General features: G+C 39.3%; 22 protein-coding genes and 1 pseudogene. 7 read left to right on the top strand and 16 right to left on the bottom strand.

The features are described 5' to 3' along the window. Positions 1-6: 6 nt before the first annotated feature. Positions 7-807: a hypothetical protein gene (locus BI198_RS04040; protein ID WP_070048392.1), complete on the bottom strand. Its 801-nt coding sequence runs from the start codon at positions 805-807 to the stop codon at positions 7-9. 111 nt (positions 808-918) lie between these two features. Between BI198_RS04040 and BI198_RS04030 the strand changes: the two genes are divergently transcribed. After that, a protein-coding gene (locus tag BI198_RS04030) for an IS3 family transposase (protein WP_141728837.1) occupies positions 919-2,072 on the top strand; the annotation gives its coding sequence in 2 pieces (ribosomal slippage) (positions 919-1,162 and positions 1,162-2,072; 1,155 coding nt in all). On the opposite strand, the gene BI198_RS04025 is transcribed toward BI198_RS04030, so the two are convergent. Then, on the bottom strand, positions 2,004-2,489 hold the full coding sequence (locus tag BI198_RS04025; protein ID WP_070048389.1) for a hypothetical protein: 486 nt from the start codon (positions 2,487-2,489) through the stop codon (positions 2,004-2,006). The genes BI198_RS04030 and BI198_RS04025 overlap by 69 nt on opposite strands. A gap of 453 nt (positions 2,490-2,942) precedes the next feature. Further along, entirely contained in the window at positions 2,943-3,395 is a 453-nt protein-coding gene (locus tag BI198_RS04020) for a helix-turn-helix transcriptional regulator (RefSeq protein ID WP_070048388.1), read from the bottom strand. 1,005 nt (positions 3,396-4,400) lie between these two features. Here BI198_RS04020 and BI198_RS04015 point away from each other — a divergent pair. Then, positions 4,401-8,015: a YobI family P-loop NTPase gene (locus tag BI198_RS04015; RefSeq protein ID WP_070048387.1), complete on the top strand. Its 3,615-nt coding sequence runs from the start codon at positions 4,401-4,403 to the stop codon at positions 8,013-8,015. A gap of 196 nt (positions 8,016-8,211) precedes the next feature. Here BI198_RS04015 and BI198_RS04010 read toward each other — a convergent pair whose 3' ends face one another. The 5 genes from BI198_RS04010 to BI198_RS03990 all read right to left on the bottom strand — a co-directional run bounded on the left by BI198_RS04010 (position 8,212) and on the right by BI198_RS03990 (position 12,823). Beyond that, entirely contained in the window at positions 8,212-8,796 is a 585-nt protein-coding gene (locus BI198_RS04010) for a hypothetical protein (RefSeq protein ID WP_070048386.1), read from the bottom strand. 274 nt (positions 8,797-9,070) lie between these two features. Next, positions 9,071-9,460 carry a hypothetical protein gene (locus tag BI198_RS04005; RefSeq protein ID WP_070048385.1) on the bottom strand — a complete coding sequence of 130 codons (390 nt, stop codon included), beginning with the start codon at positions 9,458-9,460 and terminating at the stop codon, positions 9,071-9,073. Positions 9,461-9,579: 119 nt separating this feature from the next. After that, complete coding sequence (locus BI198_RS04000; protein ID WP_235605233.1) at positions 9,580-10,317, bottom strand: hypothetical protein; 738 nt, start codon at positions 10,315-10,317, stop codon at positions 9,580-9,582. A 590-nt stretch (positions 10,318-10,907) separates the two neighbouring features. Beyond that, entirely contained in the window at positions 10,908-12,272 is a 1,365-nt protein-coding gene (locus tag BI198_RS03995; protein ID WP_070048384.1) for a DEAD/DEAH box helicase, read from the bottom strand. Next, a complete protein-coding gene (locus BI198_RS03990) occupies positions 12,272-12,823 on the bottom strand; it encodes a hypothetical protein (RefSeq protein WP_070048383.1) in 552 nt (183 codons plus the stop codon). Before BI198_RS03990 ends, BI198_RS03995 begins: the two co-directional genes overlap by 1 nt. Before the next feature lie 86 nt (positions 12,824-12,909). On the opposite strand from BI198_RS03990, the gene BI198_RS03985 reads away from it, so the two are divergent. Then, positions 12,910-13,227: a helix-turn-helix domain-containing protein gene (locus BI198_RS03985; RefSeq protein ID WP_070048382.1), complete on the top strand. Its 318-nt coding sequence runs from the start codon at positions 12,910-12,912 to the stop codon at positions 13,225-13,227. Between the two features lie 117 nt (positions 13,228-13,344). Here the strand turns inward: BI198_RS03985 and greB are convergent, their stop codons facing one another. From greB to gmtY, 6 genes and pseudogenes are all read right to left on the bottom strand, one after another. Further along, positions 13,345-13,794 (bottom strand): transcription elongation factor GreB, encoded by a 450-nt coding sequence (greB, locus tag BI198_RS03980; RefSeq protein WP_235605231.1) that lies wholly within the window; start codon positions 13,792-13,794, stop codon positions 13,345-13,347. Positions 13,795-13,796: 2 nt separating this feature from the next. Then, positions 13,797-14,402 carry a gamma-mobile-trio protein GmtX gene (gene gmtX / locus BI198_RS03975; RefSeq protein WP_070048381.1) on the bottom strand — a complete coding sequence of 202 codons (606 nt, stop codon included), beginning with the start codon at positions 14,400-14,402 and terminating at the stop codon, positions 13,797-13,799. Beyond that, positions 14,392-17,169: a gamma-mobile-trio integrase GmtZ gene (gmtZ, locus tag BI198_RS03970; RefSeq protein ID WP_070048380.1), complete on the bottom strand. Its 2,778-nt coding sequence runs from the start codon at positions 17,167-17,169 to the stop codon at positions 14,392-14,394. The genes gmtX and gmtZ overlap by 11 nt, the downstream gene beginning before the upstream one ends. Before the next feature lie 217 nt (positions 17,170-17,386). Beyond that, positions 17,387-18,136, bottom strand: a pseudogene (gene tnpC / locus BI198_RS03965) (IS66 family transposase); the annotation flags it as partial. 71 nt (positions 18,137-18,207) lie between these two features. Then, positions 18,208-18,498 (bottom strand): IS66 family insertion sequence element accessory protein TnpA, encoded by a 291-nt coding sequence (gene tnpA, locus BI198_RS03960; protein WP_235605230.1) that lies wholly within the window; start codon positions 18,496-18,498, stop codon positions 18,208-18,210. Positions 18,499-18,578: 80 nt separating this feature from the next. Next, positions 18,579-19,742, bottom strand: coding sequence for a gamma-mobile-trio recombinase GmtY (gene gmtY / locus BI198_RS03955; protein WP_268793888.1), 1,164 nt, complete (start codon positions 19,740-19,742; stop codon positions 18,579-18,581). A 129-nt stretch (positions 19,743-19,871) separates the two neighbouring features. Here gmtY and BI198_RS16200 point away from each other — a divergent pair, with 129 nt between their 5' ends. From BI198_RS16200 to BI198_RS03945, 3 genes are all read left to right on the top strand, one after another. Continuing rightward, on the top strand, positions 19,872-20,177 hold the full coding sequence (locus BI198_RS16200) for a GreA/GreB family elongation factor (protein WP_083256554.1): 306 nt from the start codon (positions 19,872-19,874) through the stop codon (positions 20,175-20,177). A 155-nt stretch (positions 20,178-20,332) separates the two neighbouring features. Further along, positions 20,333-21,163 (top strand): DNA ligase, encoded by an 831-nt coding sequence (locus tag BI198_RS03950; RefSeq protein WP_070048379.1) that lies wholly within the window; start codon positions 20,333-20,335, stop codon positions 21,161-21,163. An 82-nt stretch (positions 21,164-21,245) separates the two neighbouring features. Beyond that, on the top strand, positions 21,246-21,992 hold the full coding sequence (locus BI198_RS03945) for a class I SAM-dependent DNA methyltransferase (protein WP_070048378.1): 747 nt from the start codon (positions 21,246-21,248) through the stop codon (positions 21,990-21,992). A 46-nt stretch (positions 21,993-22,038) separates the two neighbouring features. Here BI198_RS03945 and BI198_RS03940 read toward each other — a convergent pair whose 3' ends face one another. Further along, on the bottom strand, positions 22,039-22,959 hold the full coding sequence (locus BI198_RS03940; protein WP_070048377.1) for a cation diffusion facilitator family transporter: 921 nt from the start codon (positions 22,957-22,959) through the stop codon (positions 22,039-22,041). A gap of 505 nt (positions 22,960-23,464) precedes the next feature. Here BI198_RS03940 and BI198_RS03935 point away from each other — a divergent pair. After that, entirely contained in the window at positions 23,465-23,791 is a 327-nt protein-coding gene (locus BI198_RS03935; RefSeq protein WP_070048376.1) for a PRC-barrel domain-containing protein, read from the top strand. Between the two features lie 147 nt (positions 23,792-23,938). Here the strand turns inward: BI198_RS03935 and BI198_RS03930 are convergent, their stop codons facing one another. Continuing rightward, positions 23,939-25,186, bottom strand: a complete 1,248-nt coding sequence (locus BI198_RS03930; RefSeq protein ID WP_070048375.1) for a BaiN/RdsA family NAD(P)/FAD-dependent oxidoreductase — start codon at positions 25,184-25,186, stop codon at positions 23,939-23,941. Positions 25,187-25,339 lie beyond the last annotated feature (153 nt).

Genomic DNA, 25,339 nt, shown 5'->3' with positions numbered 1-25,339 from the left:
GCTCTATTAGCAATGACTAGACCTTTGCAATTGATTTAGTACATCCATCGCTAGCTCTTCATCCCTATCAAAACTACTATCCAAAAAATATTGGTGTCTTGGTTCACTCAGCCCATGAAGACACGCAAACTCTCTAATAAAGCTGTTTTTTGATTTCATAAGGTCTTTCATACCAGTTGATGCAACTAGTTGCATCAACTCTGTATTTATTGCCCCGTAATTATGCTGCACACCATTAATGACTAGCACCGCCAAAGATTGTTCTACGACAGGAGACAAACCAATATCATTATCAATCCGAACAGGCTCATTTCCTTCAGCTCGAACAAGTTGAGCGGCAGAGTGAGTGGCATTTACACCCATAGACAAAACATCAGTAAAGTCTCTGAATGCAACAGCTTCCATTGTTTTAGCAATCAAATACATGTCTGGCCGGTTTGTTAACTTTTCGCTAATTTCACCTAAATATTCCCTGCTAGATAAATACAGTAGCCTTCCTGACAAGTATCTAAGCTTCGGAGTTATTCTTTTTTCAGCATATGGTGAAGATGAGCCATCTTCAGTCAGCAAATTCTCCAATCTTACAGAGAAAGACTCCTCACATTTCTTTGCTTGAGCTAGCAAGCTATTTATAGTTATTGATTTTACAGACTTAGTAGCCCACTTATACTTACGCATCCAGTCTTGAAATCTCTGTAAATAATTTGAATCTTTAACGGCATCTGAATAATCAACAATAGGAATTCGAATGTTATTTCTCTGGAAGCTTTGTTGTAAAGTATCCTTTTTTGTTGGGTTTGCGAGCAAAAATCTCTTTACATCACTTATTAAGGAAACCCATTCATTCCCAAAAGTGGACTTCCCAGACTTTGCTAGACACTTATAACAGTTACAATGTAACTTAAATTAGAGGTGTTTATGAGCAAAGGCAAACGGTATACCGAGGAATTTAAAATCGAAGCAGTGAAACAAGTCACTGATCGTGGTTATTCTGTTAACGAGGTCGCTGAGCGTTTAGGGATTTCGGCTAAATCGTTGTATCACTGGCGAAGCCAGTTAAGTGGTAAAAAAGCGGTTGTTATCCGCCAGGCGTCTGATGAATCAGTTAAAATAGCCAAGCTAGAAGCTGAGTTAAAACGGGTCACGGAGGAGCGGGATATACTAAAAAAGGCCGCAAGGTACTTTGCAAGCCAGCCAGAGTGAAGTACGCCTTTATCCGGGATCATCAGCAGTTGTTTTCTGTTTTAGCCATGTGTCGTGTATTAAAAATTAACCGCAGCGGCTTTTATGCGTGGCTTAAAACGCCGTTGAGCAATAGAGCTATCGAAGATCATCGGTTGCTCAAGCGGATCAACGCATTTTATATCGCCAGCGGTGGCACCTATGGCAGTCCGTGGATACATCGTGATTTGCGAGAAGCCGGCGAAACATGCAGTGTTCACCGTGTGGCTAAAATTATGCGCTTGAACAGATTGAAAGCCCAAATCGGCTACAAACGACGATACATCAAAGGTGGTAAGCCATCACGGATAGCCGATAACGTACTAGAGCGTGACTTTAAGCCCACCGCGCCTAACACGGCGTGGGTTAGTGATATCACCTACATTCGCACTTATGAAGGCTTTTTGTATCTTGCAACCGTCATCGACTTATTCTCCCGCCGTGTTGTGGGTTGGTCGATGGATAAAAACATGAATAAACACTTAGTCATTCAAGCATTGCTCATGGCCGTTTATCAACGTAGACCTAAACAGTCGGTCTTAGTGCATAGTGATCAAGGTAGCCAATATGGCAGCGCTGACTATCTCTCTTTTATGAAAGAGCATAACCTAAAACCATCGATGAGCCGGCGAGGCAATTGTCATGATAATGCGGTAGCGGAAAGCTTTTTTGCTACGTTAAAAAAACGGGTGACACGAAGAAAGATATACTCGACGAGAGAGGATGCGAAAACCGAGATATTTAACTTTATAGAAATGTTTTACAATCCAAAAAAACGACACTCACACACAGGCGGCGTTTCGCCGGCTAAATTTGAAGAAGCGTATTTTTTGAAACAACAAACTGTCTAGTGAAAGCTGGGAAGTCCAGACGTTATTTTTTCTAAGTTCATACAGAGTACAAAGTATACTGACTATTGCTGCGCCGGAACCACTTGGAAGATCGGCGACAAAAACCTTATTCCCTGCAAATGTTGAAGCATAAGCATCAGACACATCTGACAGTTTTGCCTTAGGATCTAATAATGACAAAATTACTCGCGCGCACGACCCGTTGTAACGCCAAGCAAGATGTTTATCGGTATCCTCTTTTGATATACCACCTTCAAAACCCTTAGGAGCCTTTTCATTAGCCAGGTCCATAAGTGAATTATCATTCAACAGTCCTTTCCATAGGTCGACCAACTGACTTGGAAGTAAAATATTTTCTGACTTATCACACCATAAACTGTCTGGCAGATTTTCTGTCTTTATGAATCTATTTTTCAAGTATCTATCCTTGTTCATCCTGACAAGATGATTAACTACGATAAGTCACTCTAGAGAGCTAACGCTTATTCGGCGGAAAAATCCGTATTTAAACAAGGATTTTTCCGCCTTTGCGAATTTAATCTATTGAACATTACATCGCATCTTTAAAACTTACAACAACTTATCGGTACAGACAGTATTTGCATTTGCTACAAATACGGATTGCTCCGTCTAACAAGCGTTAGCGGCATCCAGATGTGAACGGGATATTTTTACAGCATTCAAAGTACGGCTAAGGCTAGGGAATATCTGCTATTGGCACAGAGAAGACTGTCGGCTGATGCCGCTTAACTTTAACGTTGCCATCACCGATACCAGAGCCTTAGCGAAGCGGAGGTTTTGGCGCTCTACGTTTCCTGAGATTTTGCGAGAAGAATTCGCTGTAGATCACGAGATTGAACTTACCATAAGCTACCATTCTAGTTTCTTATCTGATCTAACAGCTAATACCACAATTTGTTCTTTAGCGTCTGTTTGCTGCTTTTTACTTACTTCTCGCTCAGTTTTGTTGTGTGCTTTATTTTTTTTACGGTTACTCGTTTTCTGCAAATTACTGCCTAGACCTTGATGGGCTAGAAGCAGTGTTTTATCGTCAGCATAAATTTCTAGTTCTGCTACAGTTTCAACATTGTGTGGGTTATTAGCTGGCTTGCGTTCGGAAATAGAAAGAGTTGCATGCAAAACCTGTAGTAATTCTAAAAAACGCAACACACTTATGCTTTCTGCTTTACTTTCTAAGCGCTGATAGCCTTGTTGTGTCAGCCCTAACATATGGCCTACTTGAGCTTGCGTATAGCCTGCTTTTAAGCGCAAGGCCTTTATATAGAGCTTTATTTGGCCCTGATTTTGTATGGGATATGGCATCAGCAACACTTACAATAGTTACGTTGTATACTTAAATTACAATGAATATGTTGTTTTAGCAATTAACAATATATTCGTTGTAAAGTAATTTTAGGATGTTTATATTTGAAACTAGTTAAATCAGTTTGTTAGTCAGTTTTGATTTAGCATTTTATTTTGAAGGCTTAGAGAAATAGGATGAGTTTATCTTAGGTATTTCAAGCTACTTTCACAAGATAGAAATATAAATTCAGGATTGTTTTTTCGAGCTTGTTTACCTCTTTGCATTAAAAGGTCTTTTATAGTCTAGAAGCGTTCATGGTATAGCATTTACTAATCTAAGCCTTATCAATGCTATTATTTTTAGCTTTAAAATTAGATCACAAAATTGCGTTTATCCTTTTAAAAGGATAAGCGTTACATTTATAACGCCATTTGCTTTTAAATTCTAAGATTCTCTGCATCATTTTATTACTGTAGTGCAATTAATATCTGGAAGAAAGGTTCGAGTAGTCGTATTGATGTGCCCTAAAACTGGACGTTACAGAAGCACTTGCCGCAACAGCCTGAAGGAGGCAGCGAGACCTAGCAATCGACTGTTGTTGTAAAAGATCACCCTAAATCACCACCGGTTGCAATTTCAGTAAGCCAGAATTGTCACATTTAAGGACCATCGATTGCAGAAATCATCGATTAATATCAAAGGCTGCTCTGAGCGAAGAGCAGACCGATCTTGATTGAGCATCTCGAAAGAATCAATCGAAGCAACATTTATTGTTTCAAACTACGCTACGTTGACCTACTATAGTTTATCTAAACAAAATATAATTTTATAAAAGCAACAGTGTTAACACCCAACAACGAGCAGGCATCAGAAGTGGTCGAGACTGCTTTGCTAAATCCAAATTGACAGAACTAAGCAAACATCCGCATCGAAATATAGAACCGAGATACCTAAAGCTGCCGATACAAATTAACGTCTGTTGTTTGGTTGTTTAAACATTTTGAAGGTCAGTTCAGTAAAGTATGAAAAATATCGTCAACCCACTTACAAGTAAGCTACTCAACATTCTTAAACTCTTGGTATCTTGGCTGGAAAGCAATGATTGCTTAGAGAATAAACAATCGAAGTTTGTTGACCTAGCACCGACTGATGCAGCGGACAAGTCTGGGATATATTCCGAGGCTCTGTTGTTTGCCATTCACAATGATAAAGTCTCCAACATCGCTGTTACAGGCCCCTACGGCTCTGGAAAAAGTAGCGTCATTCGGTCTTTTCTAAAGAAGTACCGATGCTCCGCATTACAGATATCTCTTGCTACATTTGTTCCAGAGTCTGGTACGAAGGTAGGGGATGTTAGCCGCCAAGAGATTGAAAGAAGTATCCTACAGCAGATGCTTTATGGCGGTGACGCAAACAAACTGCCGCTTTCAAGGTTTAAAAGGATCAAGTCTCCTGGTGTTTGGTCTCCTTTTAAATCTCTTTATATATTACTCGGTATCATAGCTCTGTTGTTCGTATCCCAGCAGCTTGGAGACGTCGTAAGCGGTAAATTTTTCACTCCGTTCGAGTTCAGTAATTGGTTCAAGTTGAGTACGTTCTTTTTTTCGGTAATTTTCCTTTGGGTTACACTGCATCTCTTCTATGTCGCAAGCTTTGGACTGTCCCTCAAAAGCATCTCGTTAAAAGATGTTGAAATCAAGCCGGCACAAGATGACCAAGCATCTATATTGAACCTCCACCTTGACGAAATTATCTATTTCTTCCAGTCAACCGCTTATGAACTTGTGATTATTGAAGATTTGGACAGATTTAATGATGCTGAGATTTTCGTAACCCTGCGCGAAATTAATTGCCTTGTGAACGAAAATGCAGGTGTGAAGCGTCGAGTCAAGTTCCTCTACGCCCTTCGCGATGACATGTTTGTAAATATTGAACGTACAAAGTTTTTCGAGTTCATCATTCCGATAATACCGATCATCAACTCGTCGAATTCTATCGACATGGTTTTGGAACAAGGGCAAAGGCTGGAGCTAGAAACACGCCTAAACCGACAGTTTCTGAGAGAGGTATCAAGATACCTAGATGACATGAGATTGATTCAAAATATTTTCAATGAATATGCTATTTATGTATCTAATTTAGAAAATGATGGCGAGTCTGTACTAAACGCAAACAAGCTCCTTGCGATACTCATCTATAAAAACATCTACCCAAGGGACTTTGAGCGTTTGCATCGTGGCGAGGGGGCTCTTGCCGGGATATTAAATCTTAAAGACGAGATCATTAGCGCCAGTGAGATAAAATATAGGGCGGAGATAACTGAAATCGAAAAGCAGCTTGAAGTTGCAGAACATCAGACACCTTCAAACCTCAAAGAGCTGCGACAGATCTATGCTATGGCTCTTTTAGAAAAAATCCCAACAAATTTAAATATGGTTGGGCTAAACCATAATGACCTGTTTGCGGTTAACGAACTTGCCAACTCCGAAGCTTTCGAACAACTCTTAAATGCTTCGACAATCTATTACCGACTCCAAAATGGGTATCATCCTCAGTCGATCAATTTGCCCAATTGGCAAAACGAGGTAGATACTCAAAAATCCTACTTTGAACGTAAGAAAGAAATTCAAAGCAAAGAAAAAAACTATAAAAATAAAAGCTTACGCCGCATTAATGAGCTTAGAGCAAAAATATCGTCGCTTCGCACTAACAAGCTCAATGTGATGTTGCGATTGAATGCTGAGCGGGTACAATCTGTTTTCGAGACAGTCGGAATAAATGGGGAGCTTGCTCGGTTTCTAATTTTTGAAGGCTATATTGACGACACTTATTACCAATACACATCACTCTTTCATGCAGGGCGCTTGTCTCCCAATGACAACAAATTCTTGATTCAGATAAGAGCATTTGTTACGCCTGAGCCGACTTTTACTATCGATAATGCTAAAGAGGTCATCGTGGCTATGCGGGATGAAGACTTCAGGCAAAGCTTTGTCTTAAACGTCAAACTCGTAGATTGTCTCCTGAGTGACACGGACAACTACAGTAGCCAAACGAAAAAGCTTTTCGAGCTACTTTCATCAGAATTCGAGCAGTGCGCGTCCTTTTTTGATGCTTATTACGCAAACGGCCAACATGTATCAGGATTACTCACAGGTCTATCCACTACTTGGGAAGAACTTATCCCATATGTAATTGAAAGTCCGAGTAATATTTCACATGTGACTCAAATAGTCTCAAAACTCCCTGAAAATACACTTAAAACGCTTACAAAGAACTTTGAGGACTTACCGGATTTCATAGCAAAGAATCTCCCTGAAATTTTGATTAAATTGCCTGAACTTCCACCTGAACGTCTGGAATGGCTAGGGTTTGAAGTTAAAGATCTCAAAGCAATCAAAGATCATTCAGAGATTGCACGTTTTATGTTTGAGAAAGGACGTTTCAAACTTTCAATCGAGAACTTGGAATACGCCTTTGAAGTGATTTTAGTAGAAAATGATCACAAGCAACTCCGCGAAAAAAACTTGACAGCCATACGCGCCGTGAATTGTGAAACGCTGATTAAGCGTATCGAAAGAGATTTTGGACTGTACGTTCGAGACGTACTTTTAGAGCTTGAAGAAAATACAAAAGAGGATGTTCCGGCTATCCTCGCTGTGATTAATTGCGATTCGCTTGAACTTGGTGAAATTCGCGAGTTTCTCAATAGACAGACGACACTGTTTCCAAGCCTTGATGGGGTACCTATGAGATGCTACTCAATACTGTTTCAGCTAAATAAGATTGAAGCAACTTGGTTTAATTGCCTGACATATATGGAAAGTAGCGAGTTCGAGGCAGATATCCTGACCGGCTACCTCGAGCTGAAAAATGTTCGTGCGACGCTTCTCACACACCCAATCCCTGATAACCAAGATTATTTGACGTTAAGGTCGTTTCTCCTCAAAGCTAGTTCGCTATCTGACGTCGCATATAAAGAATATGTTTTTGCTCTGCCGAGAGTGTTCCATGAGTTCCCCAAAGAGTTTGAGCCAACCAAACTAAGAATTTTAATCGATGCGGGCAAAATCTCATTTACAAGTAAGAGTCTTGACACTCTAGCTAATCACAGGGAACTACAGTTGAGATTTGTAGCGGCTAACATCCGAATATATTTGGAGAAACCAGACAATTTTGAAATCAACGATGACTTCCGAGAGAAACTTCTGGAAACTGAAATTAATGATGCAGCTAAGATTGGAATAATAAAATTAATGGATCTAGAAACTCTAGTGGGTCTTCCTAAGAGAGCAGGAATTATCGGTCCAATAATTAATAATTCTACTCATTTAGTATCCGGCATTGACGAAAACATTGCCGAATGCCTAATAATAAACTCACGTCCAATAGCAATACAAATTTCTCTATTTAATAATTTTCATCATCTAATGAATGATGTCAAAGTACGTAATGTTCTGAGCAAACTACCCGCTCCATATTCCGAAATTAGAACTGGTTATAATACACCTAGATTGCAAAACACTCTTGGGAATAAAGTTTTGGTTAAATGGCTACATGATAAAAAGATTATATCGTCATGGAGTGAGAACGATACATTCAATAATGATTTAAAAATAAATCTATACAGGCGGTGACTATACGCTTCTGGCACATAACGGTAGCCGCTTCGAGCGAGAAGCAGGCTGTCTAGCAATGTTTAGGAAGTCCATTATTCACTTAGTGATGGTTGGATCGCGCTTCACCATCCTAAGTGAAACGCCCTGTGCGGAGCCGCATGCGAGGTGTTGTGGGGGCTGGAGGTTAAAGACCTCCGGCTACCCGATTAAATTGCTATTCATCTATCCAGCAGCGCTCGTATATGGTTTTTTGATTACTGATTATGATCACCTTATGTACTTGAACATGCTCATCAATGTCCGATAACATTCTACCGTTCATGTATTTAAAGTACGACGAGTTAATTAATGCCTCATCAATTTTTACAGTTGCTAAATTCCTCAGTAAGCTTTTTTCATAAATAGCCTGGTATCCCACAATTGTTTGAGTAGCTACTTGGTATTTTTCCCTTGGTAAGTTTTGCGGCCAACTCCAAAGACTATCACTATTTATTAACTCTCCTGGCTTGATGCTTTCCAATGAATTCAAGATTTGATTTTTAGTTATTTTTAAAACATCATTTGCTTCATCAAGCCCTTCTTTAGTCAATTCAATTGCCAATTTTACGGGAACAATTACAGATACATCATTTTTGTTGTAGTAGATGGCTGGCAAAGGAAAAGACGAGGGATGATAGATCTCTCTACTGTTTTTGATTGGGTAATCAATCACATCACATGGATTTTCAGACGCTGATAACGTAAAACTGATTAAAACAAATAGAATACTCAGAATATTGGTCATTAATACCTTAGCCATTTAACGAGGCTGTAGAAAAAGTCCCAGCCTTAAAATTGATACAAAAATAAGCCAAAAAAACATCAAAAATTGCGTTGCTACGTGAAATCTGTATAGGTTTAACCATTCAATCTAAAAAGTAAATAACGTAGCGCACGTCAATTTTTTAGCTTTGACCTTTTTCTACAGCCTCAACGCCCATTTAAGGGGCTGATAATTGTTTGCTAAAATCTGTAGCGAAGCGAAACCGAGCAAACTGTTAGCAGTCCCGCTTTAAATTCTTGTTATTTTTTGATTAACTCATACGCTTAACTTCAGATGAAATTTTCACTTTAACTGGCGTTTTACTTGGATTATTTTTAGAAGCTTTATATTGCTGTTTTGGCATTTTATCTAGAAGTTTTTGTGTCATCCAACCTTCTGGTATTGAATTAATTAGCTCTTTACTAACCTCTGTACCGTTAGAGTCTATGGTAATAAAATATGAAGCTTTTCCTGCACCTTTAGGTAACCAATCAGGGCGACCAGATAATCTTATAACTTTGGATGAATCATGCTCCCAATATTGATTTAACTCCGATGAATCAACCTCTACTGTTTCCCCAAAGAAAGTAGGCTCATTTGTTGTACTACATCCAATCAGCCCGAACGTAGTAACAAAAGCTAATAATATAATTTTATTCATAAAACCCTTCCTTGACTCAAGATTAATTTAAAAGCATAACGCCCAAATTTAGCGCGCAAAGCCGCGCAGCGGGTTGACGTCGCAGCCAGCTGCTTTTTGCTGGCGATAAAATTTTTTTGTTATATTTCAAATCTACGGAGCTCAAACTCAAAATCATCGTCAACCTTGATACGCTTAACCTGATTTGCTCTATCAGGCCGATATTTTCTCCAATCCCATTCGCCATCTAAGAGTACTATATTAACTAGCCCAAATTTTTTCATATCAGCTTTAGAGTAATCGTAACCAACAGTTCCTTTGCCAAACAAGCCCAGAGTGAAGTCTAAGAAATTAAATTTAGACTGGCCGTAAGTAGTTAGTAGGTTGTCGACTGAGATATCTGCGTAAAAATCAGTTTCCTTTTTACGCATTAAAGTGATGTGAGTGTTGAAAGTTTCACGGTGCTCTTGATCAACATGCCAATTGGATTGCCAAGCGCTACCATGCCATATCAGAATTGAGTCTTTTCTTAAGTACTTCTTATTGGCAGCTGGTAATACATAGTTAGCACAAGAAGAAGCGCATACTCTTGTGACCTCAACATCCAAATTATTATCTCTGACCCACTGACCTAAATCCATTCCCGCACCAATATCACCGCCTTGGCTCGAAATAAGCAGTCGGTTTGGCTTGAATTCAGCAGCCCTAAACAATGAAAAAATCACATTATTTGATGCTTCAGTTATTTCACCTTGATAAATCAGATTTCCATCTTCTATACCAACAAAAGCTTCAGGATTATGGCTGCTTTCACCAACATCTTTTAAACTGGTACAGCCAACAACCAGAAAAGAAAAAACTAAAACTATATGCTTCACTAATCCTCCTTGAAACATAACTCTTATTGGGCGGAAAGATCCGTACTTAAACACGGACTTCTCCGCTTTTGTAAATTTCATGTTTATGATGTTATATCGGGTTTAATCTGTTTACAATAACTTATGGGAACAGATAATTTCAATATATATGACAAATACGGAAAAATCCGTCTAACAAAGTGTATCGGCCGTTTTGGTAATACATGTCTATATTCACAGTAAATATTATGAGATGAGCTCTGGAACAAATATCCGCACATGGCACTAAGCCGTCTTTGAGTTGTTCGTGTAGTGTATGCCTGCTAGTGGCATAAGCTAATATTCTACAAAGTGGTACTTTCAGTGAAATTAATGGGGTAGTAAATTTGCAACGAGTGGTAAGAAGCGTTTGCAAATTAGTGTGTTCTAAATACAATTAACCAGTTGACGTGCCTTAAGGGCTAAGATGGTCTTTCCGCCCCAAAGCTGGATGTTAGCCAGTTAAGATCACCAAAGGAGATGGGGCAATATAAAGCTGAAATTGAAACTTCAGAAAGTAAAAGTTAGATTAAAATCAGCGGGGAGGATTGTTGTCTCCTGTTTTTCAGTAATTAAAATATTGAGAATACCTGCTGCCGGTATCTCCCTTGTAGGGAGAACAGTAGTTGAGTAATAGATGTATCAGAGTCATTGGGATTGTCTTTTATGGCCCAATCACCCAATTGTGTACCTGAAAAAATATCATTAGGTTGTGGTAAAAGCTTTAAAGGATTTTTACCAGTGGGCTTAGTATCTAAAAAAATATCCTTGTAACTATCATATTTTATTATGCTTTCTGGAATATCCTGCTGCAGCTGCTGAGCATATTCAAGTAAAGAGCGTTCGGCAAATGAGAATAGCCAAGCTTTGTTATTTCGAATGTTTGGCATCATCCTTAATATGCGACCTAGCACTTGGCGAAAAAACAACTCAGTTCTGACCATGCTTAGATGGGCGCATACCCGTAAACGAGGAATGTCAGTGCCTTCAGACACCATAGATACACTAACTATCCACTGGGTATTAGATGTCCTAAATTGTTCTATGACATCTTGTGGGGCTGGTTCCATATAGGTAACCAAGACTGCCGATTGGTTAAAATCTTTGCGTAACATACGCATGATGTGCTTTGCATGTTCTACAGACCTAGCAACTACAAGCCCGCCCGCATTCGGCTGCTCAATACGTGCTTGCTTCAATTGCTGAACAGCTTTTGATAATAAATACCGAACAGCGTTATCGTCAGTTAATATTTCTGAATATCGAAGGGAAGATTGCTCTAGGGCTATTTGCAGCGAACCAAATGATTCAGCATTAACTTGTAGTTTGTCATTATCTATCAGTATTACTTCAGGAGTTCGGCAGACTTTGTCTCGTATTGCTGAAGTAATGCCATAAGTGTAATCACACTGTATAATCATGTCAGGTTCTAAATAGCTTGCCAGTGTAATAGGAGCCATATCTGTTCGCCAAGGCGTGCCAGTCATTGATAGCATATAGTTAGCGTGTTGCTTGATATTTAATAGTACTTCACGCCCCCAAGCGTTGGCCATGTTGGTATCGTCGCCACCACAATGGTGAATTTCATCAAACACTACCAACACACGACTTTTCTTTAAAAATGACCAATCTGCCTTTTTACTGCTAGCAAGATACTGATAAGTAAATACACCTCCAGCTGCACCTAAATAGCCATGCATTGGTTTCCGTAGAACATGTGCAAAAGAAGTGCGCATGCTATTGGTAACAGCAACTGAGGGAGCAAAGCAGATAACGTAGTCAATCATGTTGTTTTCAAATAATTGCTTAGCGATATGAGCCGCCATAATCGTTTTACCAGAACCTGGGGTAGCTAATGCTAAGAAATGCTTTTGCCCGAGGCTAAAGCTGTCTACAGCCTGATTTGAACATTCAAGCTGCCAATTACGAAGCTGCATTAACTTAAATCCTTCAACACATTTTCTATAGCTGCAAGACGGCCTTGAAACATCACAGCTCTTTCTTTAGCCACGAGAAACTTAGCTTCCAGTGAAGTGAATAACTCTGGGAGTTCACGAGCTAACTCTTGATATTCTTGGGCTTCAGCACTTGCTGCGGCAAGCGCGCTACTGTATTCGCTAAGCCTATTTTTTAAAGGTTCTAACTTCGATGCATTATCAGCTTGTGAGGCTGGTGTATAAGATACTGTTTCTTTTAAAGTTGTTGCAATTACACTCTTACCCAATTCCGTTAATGAATAAGTGTTTTTCTTTGGATCTGATGGATGATTAACGATCGCAAGCAAACCTTCCCGTTTTAGAAGCCAAATGCCTTTATAAATCTTTGTAGAATAATGCTTTTCTGATTTTGCTGAAATATTTTTGCGGGCAATCTCTCTAATTTCACAAATTTTAAAGTTATGTAAGAGATGTAAATTGATGAGGCCTAGCAATGTGTTACGCAACGACATACTTCTAACTACCCAATAATAATTGATGGTGAACGTCAAAATGGCATTCCTTAGGAATCCTAAGTATACTCCAGTATCAAAAACTTAGACAATCTAAGTATTCAGGTATTAGATATGATTTTACTTTGCTATCAGCTCATCCCCTTCCAACAAGACTCAAACAAGCACGCGAAGCCAAAGGTTTTACGCAAACCGAACTGGGTCTTCGTATCGGCTTGGATATCAGTGTAGCGAGCAGTCGCATGAACCACTACGAGAAAGGTCGCCACCTGCCTGACTACACGATGCTACAGAAAATGGCAGATGAGCTTGGTGTTCCTGTTGCTTATTTTTATTGTGATTCTGATGAGATGGCAGATTTATTAATGTCATTCCACAATCTGACACCAGAGCAAAAAAAACAAGTTATTGATTTCGTGAATAAACAAAAAATATCAGGTTAAGTTAAGCCAAGATAACTGTAATTGTAACGTTAACAATGAAATCCCCCTTAAGAAAAAAACTCGTTAGAAATTTACTTCAAGCTTTTGATAATGTTCAGCACGAATAGTTAATTTCTTTTACATACCACATCTTTTTACCAGATGGTGTTTGTACAACCACTTCATCATCAATTTTTTTTGTAAACATGCTCTAGCCATTGGAGAGTCAATAGAAATATACTTTTTCTCACCATAAATTTCCTCTGGACCAACGATACGAAACTTGAGCAAATTACCATCTATACTCTCAAGTTCAACCCAAGCCCCGAAGTAAACTTTTCCTTCTTGTTGAGGATGATATTCAACTATTTTAATATCTTCAAGGGTCTTTCTAAGGAAGCGTACTCGACGATCTATTTCACGCAAACGGCGTTTATTATACTGGTAGTCAGCGTTTTCCGAGCGGTCTCCAAGGCTTGCGGCCCATTGAACTATTTTGGTTACTTCTGGTCGCTCTTTTCGCCATAGATGATCTAATTCGGCAGTTAGCTTTTCAAAACCTTCTTTGCTAATTAATTTTGTTTTCATTTTTAAAGATACTCTAGCGCTTTTTTAATGGCATCAACCGTAGCTACTTTGAATACAGGTTTGTTTTTACTGTCTACCATTTCACCATATTCATTTGCTTCTAGTTCCCACTTATTTTGAAAAGATGATGAAATTATATACTCCAATGCTCGTCTTTCTTGTTCAGTCAATCTTGCTTCATCAGCTGGTCTTTCAGACTTGTGATCATAAACATCAATACGTAATTTAGGAGGTAGGATTTCATCAACTTGTTTTTTTGCTTCCTTTAACTCTGATGACAGAATTCGAGCTAAAAGTTTGTGTTTGGGATTAGATATTTCGTCAATCCAGTCTTCATCACTTTTTATCGGGTTGATGGACTTTTTATTTATACTAGATTCAGAAAAGGCTGAAATTAATGCGCGATATTTCTCCCCTGATTTATTGCGGATACTCTGAGCTTTAGGCACACCACTGTTGTAACCTAATTTAGAAATTGTAGCCACTGAGAAATCTTGTATGCCTCGCTCCTGTTGATCCAAACACACTTGATAAATTGCATCGAGCGTTTGCTGAACTTTAGATGTGGCATCATTTTTAAGTTTATCTAGAAGTTCTTTAGGTGTCATTAACAGCCTGCTCCACCAGATGTAAATTTGTTTTAGTTATTAATTTTATATCACTTTGGGAAATTTGTTCAGCACCTAAGAGATCATCCAATTTAATTTCGCAATTTACAACTTGCTCGATACGAGTCCATGTTTTCAATCTGTTTTTTAACAGCTTAAAGAGTTCATTTCCTACTCTAAGTTGTTCTTTTTCTGTCATCATAAAAAGAACAGGGGCAATATTATTGTAAATAGCCATTCGATCTAGGATTTGTGTTCTAGGTAAAACTGCATTTTCAGAGGTTGCTGATTGATAGATAGTCGCATTTTCACATACTTCTTGCAGTTGCTGGTAGTAGCTGACTTCTTCAAGATCTAATTGAAGTTCAGCATCATTCATTACAAGTAAAGAAAATGATTCGTCTTGTTCGTCTTTCTCAGTTGTTTCCTTATTAACAATCATCATGCAGCGTCGAATTAAAGCATATGCAGATTGTAAATCACAAAGTAACATATCGAGCTTTTTGGCAGCTCCCTCATAGTCAGATTCTATTCGTCTTTGATTTGATTCAAGTTTATCTCGGTTTGAGCTATCAAATTTAGCACCTTTTAAATTGGCAACATATTCTGCTTTATCTATTTGATTAACTTGATCTTCAATCTGATTAATCATTTCTTGAAGCTCATGGCATTTACGTGATTGAATATTAGACTGTAAAGAAATCTCATTGCCAACAGACATAATTCCACCTAAAAACGCTGGACCTGTTATGAAGTGGCGGCATCTAAGACAATTTTGCATCCCAAGGTAGCCCGATGGAGCAGGTGCGCGCGCTTGTGTTGCACCAATCATTTCTCCTCCATCATCGCATCTGGAGGCAGCAAAAGGGCATATACCATAATCTCTAAAAACAAAATTTCCAGCAGGGAGCTCATTTGTTAGTGAGTTTATAATTTCATCATTACTACCGATTAATTTATTTTTAATTTCTTCTATTTTATTCTGCTCAATAAGCTTTTGAGTAGCTTCCGCTTGAGATTTTAAAGCTACCTTCTCACCTTCCTCTAGTCTTGTCCGAATCTCGCTATGGGTTACTTTTGTGTAATAAATCGACATTACTACTGATGAATGACCTACGACTTTCATTACGATTTCAATAGGCATACCCATTTCCAGCACGTAAGCAGTAATGAGACTGACCCGCATAGAATGCGGTGTAAACTTTGAAGAATAGTGAGCCAAAGTCGACTCATTACCTTCTAAAGTAGCTAAAATTAAATTTGATGGTTGGATAAAATAAAGAGTTGCAGCTAACCTCGGCGTTAAAACTCCAGTTACATACTTTGGTTCAACATCTTGGTAAGCACGAAACAGAAAACAGTTAATCCCTTTTGCTTTCAATTGTGCTTCATTAAAGCTCGTACGTACACAATTCAGCCAACTAGTTGGTTGATTAATGGGATTATATTTTTGCTGCCACTTTCGCAGCTTTACCATCCAATAAGCTAAATCTTCAGGAATCCAAGGAATTGAATAACCACTTCCATTACTTTGAGTTTTGTTAGTAGTAACAAACATGCCAATACCATTATCAGGCATTTTCTTAATAAATGACTGATTTTTAGTCATTTCTGCAAATGGTAAATCATTAAGTTGCCATCGTATTTTTCCATGTTCATCTAGTTCAGCAATGTATTCATCTGCTTCACCTGAATCGTTGTAAGCTATTTGACGGCCTCTTAACGGTACTTTGGTGAGAGCATAGGTGTGGACCCAATCTATTGGAATCCATAAATAATATTGGCCTTGAATTTTTTTATATACGCAATCTAAATCGGTTTTATCAATACTATTGCGGTCAACCTTGACCCAATCAGCATCAAATTTTTGCAAATGTTTTAAATCTCTAAAGTTTTTGGCATCTGCCGGAATAATCCAGTTTTGAGCTTTTTTAACGAAGTGGTATGGCAGGCATGGCTTAGTAGTTTCAGTCCTTTGTGGTGCTGTGACACTTTGCTCTACTAGAAAAAGTGAAAGTGGGTTACGCGCATCCATAACACGAACGATTTCTCCAGTATCTTCATCCTCAATAGTCAAATATTTTTCTATAACAAAATCTAGAAATTGGTTGACGAAAAGTATTGTGCTACGTCGCAAGTTATCAGTTTCAAATTCATCTAAAACTTGCCTAAAGGGTTTTAGATTGAACGTTTTTTGAGTTAAAAACTCTTCCGGTGAATGACTTTTATCGTATCTTTCTATAAAGAATCGTACAAACCTACAAAGATATAAAACTTTTGTTCCGCCACCTCTGGCTTGTTTCATAAATTCAGTAATTTTTTCGGCCCATGCTGAAAATTCAGCCGTAATAAAATCTACTTTAAACGGCTCTTCTTTCCCTAGGAAGCGGTACCAATTCATCCACTCATTCACATAAGCACCCTGGGGATCATGTGGCAAAGTTGGATCTTTTTGTTCACGAATAAATCTTACGTATTCTTTTCTATTCTTCAGTTTTAAAGGATGAATAAGATCGATCATATTCTGATAAGAAATAAATTCTTTTATATCGAAAAAATCTATATAGCTTTCCCACTCTGACGCGTATATTCGTTGTGGATGAGCAGGGAATCCAGGGATATCTTTATATCTTTTTCTATATTCGACGCTGTTTATTATACCAAGCTTTTTACATTCTTTTTTTAGCTCAGTAAAACTAAATTGAGGTTGATTTATCTGTGGCAATTTTTTATTTTTTACCAATCGCAATGCTTTCGGCTTGATCATTCCGTTTCCCTCATTTTATTGCTAACATCTTCATTCGTTGGGTTGATGTAAACCAAACAAGATGTTGGACTTTTATGATGCATCGCTTTTTGTATTTCAATCTGGTCTAAACCATATTTCCGTAAACGATATCCGTAGGCATGGCGATGGCCGTGTTCACTAGTACCAAGGTAAGCGTTGCAGCAACCACACCGTCCCGGTGTGATTGCCTTGTAAGTCAGAATGGCAACAGCTTTGTCAGCTTGTCTGGTGTATCAGCGGTGGGCAGCGCTTTAAATAATGTGGTCAGATAATCATATGGCTCCAGACCGTTGATTTTGGCGGTTTCGACCAGGCTGTAAAGTGCCGCACTGGCTTTAGCCCCTGAGGTGGTATTAGCAAACAGCCAGGCTTTTCGGCCGATGACGAAGGGCTTAATAGCACGCTCGGCGCGATTGTTGTCGATGTTCAGCCTGCCATCTTCCAGATAACCTATCAGCTTCGGCCATTGATTAAGGCTGTAGGTAATAGCTTTACCCAGCGCACTTTCTTTGGGGATGGCATCTTTGGATTTCTCCAGCCAGTCCCGCAGTTGTTGTAACAAGGGCTTGGCAACATCGTGTCTTTGCTGGTATTTCACCTCTGCTGCCTTAGTTTTTAATTTGCTCTCCAGAGCGTACAATTTTTGGATATGATTGATGGCCCAGTCGGCTTTACCGGTTTTGCCTTTACCCTGGGCTTTTTGCGCTTCGACGAACTTGCGTCTGGCATGCGCCCAACAACCGACTAAGGTCGCATCCGTTTGCTCATAACCGGCATAGCCATCAACCTGCAGATAGCCGGTGTAACCGTTAAAATAGGCTTTAGGGTGTTTACCACCACGCCCATCCTGGTAATCAAACAGTACCAGCTTGGGGCCTGTTGACGACTCAATACCGCAGCCATACACCCACATGTAACAGATGCTTTTTTCTACATCCAGCACGTTNATGGATTTTCTAAAATCCACCGGCTGTTTATGCAGGTAGATTTTGGGTGTATTGATAAACATCTTCATGGTTACAGGGCCCGGAGTAACGCTGCTAACCATAGGGCATCCGTGCCGGGCGGCAAGTGCAGCTCGACATCGCGCTTTTTAAGCAGGATTGGCTGACTAAGCAACACGCCTTGCGGCGTCAGTTCAACAAAACTGGCTTCGTCTTCCTGTTGCCAGGCGAGAAGTTGCCGCTTACGATAGCTGAAATAGGTCGGGTCAATGCCTTGCTGTTTTGCAAATTCAGTTTGCGTTAGCCCACTAGATTTATGCTGGTCAAACAGCGTCAGCCACTGCTCGGTTGTTCTGCGGATCATGTGAAACCCCTGTCTGGTAGTAGATTCAAAACAGGGTAAGAAGATTTAGCTAAGTTGGGAATGTGTGGTTGGGGTTACGCTCACGTACCAAGTTCTTTTTTACACTCTAACCCTATTCTTTCAACAGCTCTTTTGTGTAATCTTTGGTAATTTTTAATAGTTTCAGGCTTGCCATCACTGTTAGTGAATGCAAAAGGGTGGAAGTAAGATGTATCTGGTTCAACTCTCTGAAACTTTAAATAATTGACCCAAACAGCTAGAAATTCTTTAGCCTTATGAGGGGGGCTGAATACAACCTCGTAATAGCCATCACGACTAGTCAATAAGGGATTCTTCCAACCTGAATATAAACGTTCAGACAGTCGATATTTATTTCTGGGTTTATAGTGTGTTTGTGAAAGCAAGTATTCACTTCGAGTCTTATAGTGACCATCCGGTGATTTACCGTATTCAGGATGATAAACACGAACAAAAGCTTCACCCGGCCTATTTGGATTTAAAGTGATGTCTGAGAGGTAAATATGAAAAACTTCACTTTTTCTAATTCCACCATAATTCAAAAGCATTGTTATAGCCTGTGATTTAAAATCAATAATGCCATTTTTATTGAATCCCAAATAAATTAACCTTTCTATTTGTTCTTCAGGGAATCTGATGACTTTCTCATTCTCAATTTTGCTATCTATAAATTTTCCAATTAGTCTGACCTGTTGGAGCTGAGATTTCGCTTTATCGCGTTTGGTCAAATGGTTTAAAAAAACATTCTGCTGCTTATGGTAATAAGCACACCAATTCAATCGTTCCTCATAACTAGTGGCTTTTCTAAATGGGTTGATTCGAGAGGATGTATAACCATCTTGAAGTGCTAAAAAGTCCGTATAATGCGTTATATGGAAAAGAATATTGTTAACATCTCTAATTTTTCTGGGTTTCCAAAACAAATCAAGTGGATCGTCCAATTTTGTGTAATCAATGGTTCCAGTCAGAACTGTCTCGGTAAAGGACTTTAATAACTGTGTGGCCTTTTCATAATCAGAATTAGGTACAGCATGGATGTATTCAATTAGTAATCTTAATGCGAAAGTTGAGCGTTCCTTCCAAGACTCGCTTTTTGAACTGAACCAAGCCAAATATCTCATATGAGAAATTATTAGTCCTTGCTCAGTCATTAAGGCTGGGAGCTCAAATTTCAAACCGCTGTCGCAATCCGTGTAGTTAACATTTATTTTTTTAACAAATGACATATAACAAAAATTATTTAGTATAAGGTGCTTTCTAAAAACTAAATCTAATAATAGATAAATGCAAGTACTATTTTTTAATAAATAGTATATAAATGCCTAGGGTTATAATACAAGGAAAACAAGAGGTTACTGCGACAAATAGACTCTAAAGTACGCTTTTTACGCAAACGACTTGAAGCACTAAAAATCGTTAATTACTCGCCACAACAAGAAGGTAAAGTCTTCTTTGGTGCTTGGGTAGAAATAGAAAACGATGCTGGCGATATTAAAACCTTACGTATCGTTGGCCCAGATGAAATTTTTGGCCGTAACGATTATATCTCCATAGATTCGCCCATGGCACGTGCCTTATTAAAACAAACCGTCGACAGCGAAATAAGCGTCCCAACCCCAACCGGCCCCAAAACCTGGACCATCAACCACATCACCTATTAATATGGGGTCAGTGCACATTAATTAATTGTTAACAAATAAAAAGGGTCAGAGTGATTTAATTAAATCACTCTGACCCTTTTTAGCACATCGCTATTTTCTTGCGCATCTGTTCCTAATCACTATACTTTTATTTTTAAATAAAAGGATGCTAAATAATGAACGGGATGTTAAATTCGCTCTTGCTAATCTGCTGTTTTCAATTATCGGCAGCGACTAAGCCTGACCTATTACTGGCCGAAGTGTATAACGATGCTATAGATGTTCAGCAGTATTGGGTGAGCGAAAAGCTGGATGGCGTTCGAGCATTTTGGGATGGTAAGCAGTTGATCTCGCGTGGCGGTAACATTATTGCTGCCCCGGCTTGGTTTGTTGCTGATTTTCCACAGGTAGAACTAGATGGTGAGTTGTGGCTTGGCCGTAATCAGTTTGCCGATACCTTAAGCATTGTTAGTAAACATAACGCTATTGATAACGAATGGCGGCAAGTTAGCTATTACATATTCGAATTACCCAATGCAACAGGCACCTTTAGCCAACGTATTAGTGCTATTAACACTATTATTCAGCAACAAAATAGCCCGTTTTTAAAGCAGGTTGCACAGTTTCGTATCGCCAATAAAACATTACTATTAACTAAGCTTGTAGAGCTGGAAGATACTGGCGCCGAAGGGTTAATGCTTCATCATCAAGATGCTTTATATAAAACCGGTAGAAACTCCGATTTATTAAAGCTAAAAACCTATCAAGATACCGAAGCAAAAGTCATTGGTTATCGCCCTGGTAAGGGCAAGTATCAGGGAATGGTTGGCGCCATAATCGTTAAAACCATTGAGGGTAAAGAATTTGCTATTGGCAGCGGCTTAACCGATGAATTACGTCAAACCCCGCCTAACATTGGCGCTACCGTTACCTATAGATATAACGGTCTAACCAAAAATGGTTTACCTCGTTTTGCTCGCTTTTTACGGTTGCGTGAGGAATTTTAATTTTTACTCGCTACAGGTCACTTCGCAAAGTGACTGAACTACTATATGATGCGGCACCTTAAATTTGCTGTCAGTATGTGCAATGTCGTCGTCAACTCAGTTATATACCGATTTATCACACTACTATGACTTGATGTGTTGCGATATTAATTATCAGCAACAAAGCCAAGCGGTAATGCGTTTAAATGATTTATTTGGCAATAGCGGCAAAAGCCATCTTGATTTAGCTTGTGGTACTGGCCCACATATCCGCCATTTTATCGATGCCGGTTATCAAAGTAGTGGTTTAGATATTAACCAACCAATGCTGGATATTGCTAAAGCGCGTTGCCCTGAAGCTGAGTTTATATTGCAGAATATGAATCAGTTTACGCTAGATCAGCCGGTTGATTTAATTACCTGTTTTTTATATTCATTGCATTACAACCCTGACATTGCTCAGTTGCAGCAATGTATTAAGCAAGCCTATAACGCCCTAACCCCTGCCGGCTTATTCTGCTTTAATACCGTTGATAAACTTAAGATCTGCAATAACACTGCGGTGCGACACAGTACGACTTACGACAACAAGCTATTTGATTTTGAGTCAGCTTGGTTTTACTGTGATCAAAGCGATAGCCAGGCGTTAAAGCTTAATATTTCTAAAACTAACGCTAATGTAACTAAGCACTGGCATGATCAGCACAGCATGGTTGCAGTTAGCTTTAATCAGTTGCAACAGCTGCTACTACCGTGGTTTGAAGTCTATATATTAGAGCATGACTACACTAGCATTCAACAATACAGCGGCGAGTCTGGCAATGCGCTATTTGTTTGCGTAAAGCGCTAGCCGTTGTTTTGTCAGTCTTTAGCACTTTGTCGTAATTGTCGTAAAACTAAAGGTTAGCACTTTGGTCTCGACATGCCTCATCGGCAAACTCTAATTCAATAGTGGTATGGGCAAACTCAAATACACTCAGTTCTTTTTGCAATTGCTGTTTTAGATTTTTCATATCGACCACGCTAATGTCAGCATTTAACTCCAGATGTACCGACATCACACTATGCTCTCCGTCTAACGACCAAATATGAAAGTGATGCAGCGCATTAACCTCTGCTCTAGACAGCAGCACATTGCGCACATCCTGCATGAGTTTTTTATCGGGTGTTGCTTGCAAAAACAATAAGATAGTTTCTTTAAGGTTACGACCTACATTAAATAAAATAAACAGCGTGAAACCGATCGATAAGATGGGATCTAATATCGGCCAAGGCTTAAACATCAGCACAATTGATACAATTAGCACCGCTACCCAACCCAATACATCTTCCAATAAATGCCAGTTTAAAATGCGTTCATTTAATGAGTTTCCTGCGCTAAGTTTATAAGCAGCAAACCCGTTGACAGCAATACCAAATATCGACAATAGCAACATGCCTTCCGCTTGCGGCATTACAGGTGAGAACAGCCGAGGGATTGCTTCTAGCAAAATCCAAACCGAGCCAATAATAAGCACCATGCCGTTTATCAAAGCACCCAGTAGCGAAAAGCGCTTATAACCATAAGAGAAAGTCGCGTTAGCTTCTTTGTCACTGAGCTTATTCAAGCCCCAAGCGGTACCAATAGACAAGCTATCGCCTAAGTCATGCACCGCATCGGCCATAATCGCTGTACTGTTAGTTAACCAACCACCAATAAATTCGATAATTGTAAAACTAACATTGAGAAAAAATGCCCAGCCAATTCTTTTCGACGCATCGGCAGCACTTGAGTGATGATGGTGGCTGTGGCTGTGATGATGGTTATGGCTGTGCATTCATGGTCCTCGATTAATTTCACTCAGTTGTAACTATAACCTATGCGATTTAATCAACTACAAATAAATGCTTAGGTTATTTAATTTGCACTGCACTACTATTATTTCATAGCAAGTCATCGAACAGACAAAAAAGAAAAAATTAATCTTTAATGTGTTGGGCTAGCAAATACAGAGACAACTTAGCCGCACATTTTTCACAAAGCGGGTAGGAATTACAAATAACCTGCTCAGTTTCTGTATCGAACAACAGGTGAATATGATTCTGGTACCGATAATGCTGAGACGGGCACTTTTTATTTTTTCGACAGATCAAACCAAGTATTTTGATAAGCTTAAGTAAGGATTGGATTCTAGCGATGTGGCTAGTGGCGCGACTTTTCGGTTAAGACATCCAATTTTGGCGCGGATATTGAAAGATATTAATCGGAGTTGTGTGGTGACAGTTACTTTATTTTAAGCCACATATTAATTTAACCATCATTTTAAATAATAGGAGAATGCCATGATTATTTCAGCATCATCAATTATTGGCGATAGCGTTAAAAACTCAAAAGGCGAAGATTTAGGTAAAATTGAAGAGCTTATGATCGACACAACTAACGGAGTAGTAACTTACGCCGTTGTTTCATTTGGTGGATTTTTGGGTATGGGCGACAAGTTATTTGCCATTCCATTGCAGCAAATGAGTCTAAACACTGAAAAGAAATGTTTAATCTTAGATGTACCTAAAGAAAAGTTAGAGAATGCGCCTGGTTTTGACAAAGACAACTGGCCTCGCGCTGCAGATGACGCTTGGCACAAAAGTGTCAGTACCTACTACAGCAGATAGAAATTAGCTAATTTTTTAGTAAATTCATACCCCCGCAGCACCTGTTGTGGGGTTATTGGTTCGATAGATATTCTTCTCCTAAGCCAAGAGAAAAATCAATGCTAAAAAATATAAGTTATATAAGTTAACAGCAGAGCTTTGTCACAACTAACAATACTGCCCTGCTACCCAGCCGCTGGCCCATGCCCATTGGAAATTGTAGCCGCCTAGCCAACCGGTGACGTCTACTACTTCACCAATAAAGTATAAGTTGTCATGCTGTTTAGCGGCCATAGTTTTTGACGATAATTCGTTTGTGTCCACACCACCTATCGTGACTTCGGCGGTTCTGTAACCTTCTGTACCATTGGGTTTAAATATATAGCCATGCAAGCTGTTGGCTATATTTTGCATGCTTTTGTTATTTAAGGCTTTTAGCGGTTGGTTAGTGATTACCTGCATTTCGAGCAGCTTTTCGACTAAGCGTTTTGGCAGTAATTTGCTTAACGCGGTTTTTAATTCTTGCTCTGGGTGCGCTTGCTGCTGCGTGGTTAAAAACTCGCTGATGTCCGTTTGTGGTGACATATTTACCGTGATGTCATCGCCAGGTTGCCAATAACTAGAAATCTGCAATATTGCAGGGCCACTTAGGCCGCGGTGAGTGAATAACATATCTTCTGGGAATACAGTGCCGTTGGCTTCTACTGTGACAGGTAGCGATACACCGCTAATTTCTTCGAATATGGCTTTATCTGCTGGTTGCCAGGTTACCGGCACTAATGCCGCTCGCAGCGGTAAAACGTTTAGGCCAAACTGTTCGGCTAATTGAAAACCAAAAGCTGTAGCACCTAAATTAGGTAGACTTAACCCCCCACTGGCGACCACTAAGCTGTGGCAATGCCGGCTAAGCTCTGGTGTTTTAACTATGTAACCTGCTTTATAATCCGCCTTGCCATTTGTCTCAGTTTCATTTTCATTTTCAGTGCCAGTACCAGAGCTAGTGCTAGCTTGAATAACGTGCTGAATATGTTGTTGTGTAGCTATTTGTACGCCTGCGGCTTTAGCTTCCGTCATTAGCATTTGCACAATGTCTTTAGCGCTATCATCACAAAATAGCTGGCCTAAGGTTTTTTCATGGTACGGAACATTGTGTTTTTGGACTAAAGCCAAAAAGTCCCATTGGGTATAGCGGCTTAAAGCCGATTTACAAAAATGCTTATTCTGGGATAAAAAGTTCTCTGGGCTGGTGTACATATTAGTAAAGTTGCAACGGCCACCGCCGGACATCAAAATTTTGCGACCAACCCGTTTACCGTTATCTAATACTAATACTTTACGGCCACGTTTTCCGGCTTCAATAGCGCACATTAAACCTGCTGCGCCGGCGCCAATTATGATTACATCCCACTGTTGCATCTTTACTTTGCCTAATCTTTTATTAAAAAAATAGCATTAAAATTGCTTTCACATGCTTTACAGCAGCTATTGTCAACGACATTAGCCTTCGGTGCAATCTATGTCTGATTTGGTATGGCAATAAGCATAAAAAATGGCCAGCAATGGCTGACC

The organism is Rheinheimera salexigens, from assembly GCF_001752395.1.
GTDB classification, from domain to species: Bacteria; Pseudomonadota; Gammaproteobacteria; order Enterobacterales; family Alteromonadaceae; genus Alishewanella; species Alishewanella salexigens.
This window is presented reverse-complemented; position numbering and strand designations above follow the sequence as displayed.

Bases quoted from the DNA above. Each gene is read 5' to 3' on its own strand.
- greB (WP_235605231.1), bottom strand. From the start codon at position 13,794: ATGAAAACAAAATTAATTAGCAAAGAAGGTTTTGAAAAGCTAACTGCC.
- gmtX (WP_070048381.1), bottom strand. From the start codon at position 14,402: ATGACACCTAAAGAACTTCTAGATAAACTTAAAAATGATGCCACATCT.
- BI198_RS03930 (WP_070048375.1), bottom strand. From the start codon at position 25,186: ATGCAACAGTGGGATGTAATCATAATTGGCGCCGGCGCAGCAGGTTTA.
- gmtZ (WP_070048380.1), bottom strand. From the start codon at position 17,169: ATGATCAAGCCGAAAGCATTGCGATTGGTAAAAAATAAAAAATTGCCA.
- BI198_RS04020 (WP_070048388.1), bottom strand. From the start codon at position 3,395: ATGCCATATCCCATACAAAATCAGGGCCAAATAAAGCTCTATATAAAG.
- gmtY (WP_268793888.1), bottom strand. From the start codon at position 19,742: ATGTCATTTGTTAAAAAAATAAATGTTAACTACACGGATTGCGACAGC.
- tnpA (WP_235605230.1), bottom strand. From the start codon at position 18,498: ATGATCCGCAGAACAACCGAGCAGTGGCTGACGCTGTTTGACCAGCAT.
- BI198_RS04005 (WP_070048385.1), bottom strand. From the start codon at position 9,460: ATGAATAAAATTATATTATTAGCTTTTGTTACTACGTTCGGGCTGATT.
- BI198_RS04010 (WP_070048386.1), bottom strand. From the start codon at position 8,796: ATGGCTAAGGTATTAATGACCAATATTCTGAGTATTCTATTTGTTTTA.
- BI198_RS03945 (WP_070048378.1), top strand. From the start codon at position 21,246: ATGTCGTCGTCAACTCAGTTATATACCGATTTATCACACTACTATGAC.
- BI198_RS03995 (WP_070048384.1), bottom strand. From the start codon at position 12,272: ATGCAGCTTCGTAATTGGCAGCTTGAATGTTCAAATCAGGCTGTAGAC.
- BI198_RS04015 (WP_070048387.1), top strand. From the start codon at position 4,401: ATGAAAAATATCGTCAACCCACTTACAAGTAAGCTACTCAACATTCTT.
- BI198_RS03940 (WP_070048377.1), bottom strand. From the start codon at position 22,959: ATGCACAGCCATAACCATCATCACAGCCACAGCCACCATCATCACTCA.
- BI198_RS03935 (WP_070048376.1), top strand. From the start codon at position 23,465: ATGATTATTTCAGCATCATCAATTATTGGCGATAGCGTTAAAAACTCA.
- BI198_RS03950 (WP_070048379.1), top strand. From the start codon at position 20,333: ATGAACGGGATGTTAAATTCGCTCTTGCTAATCTGCTGTTTTCAATTA.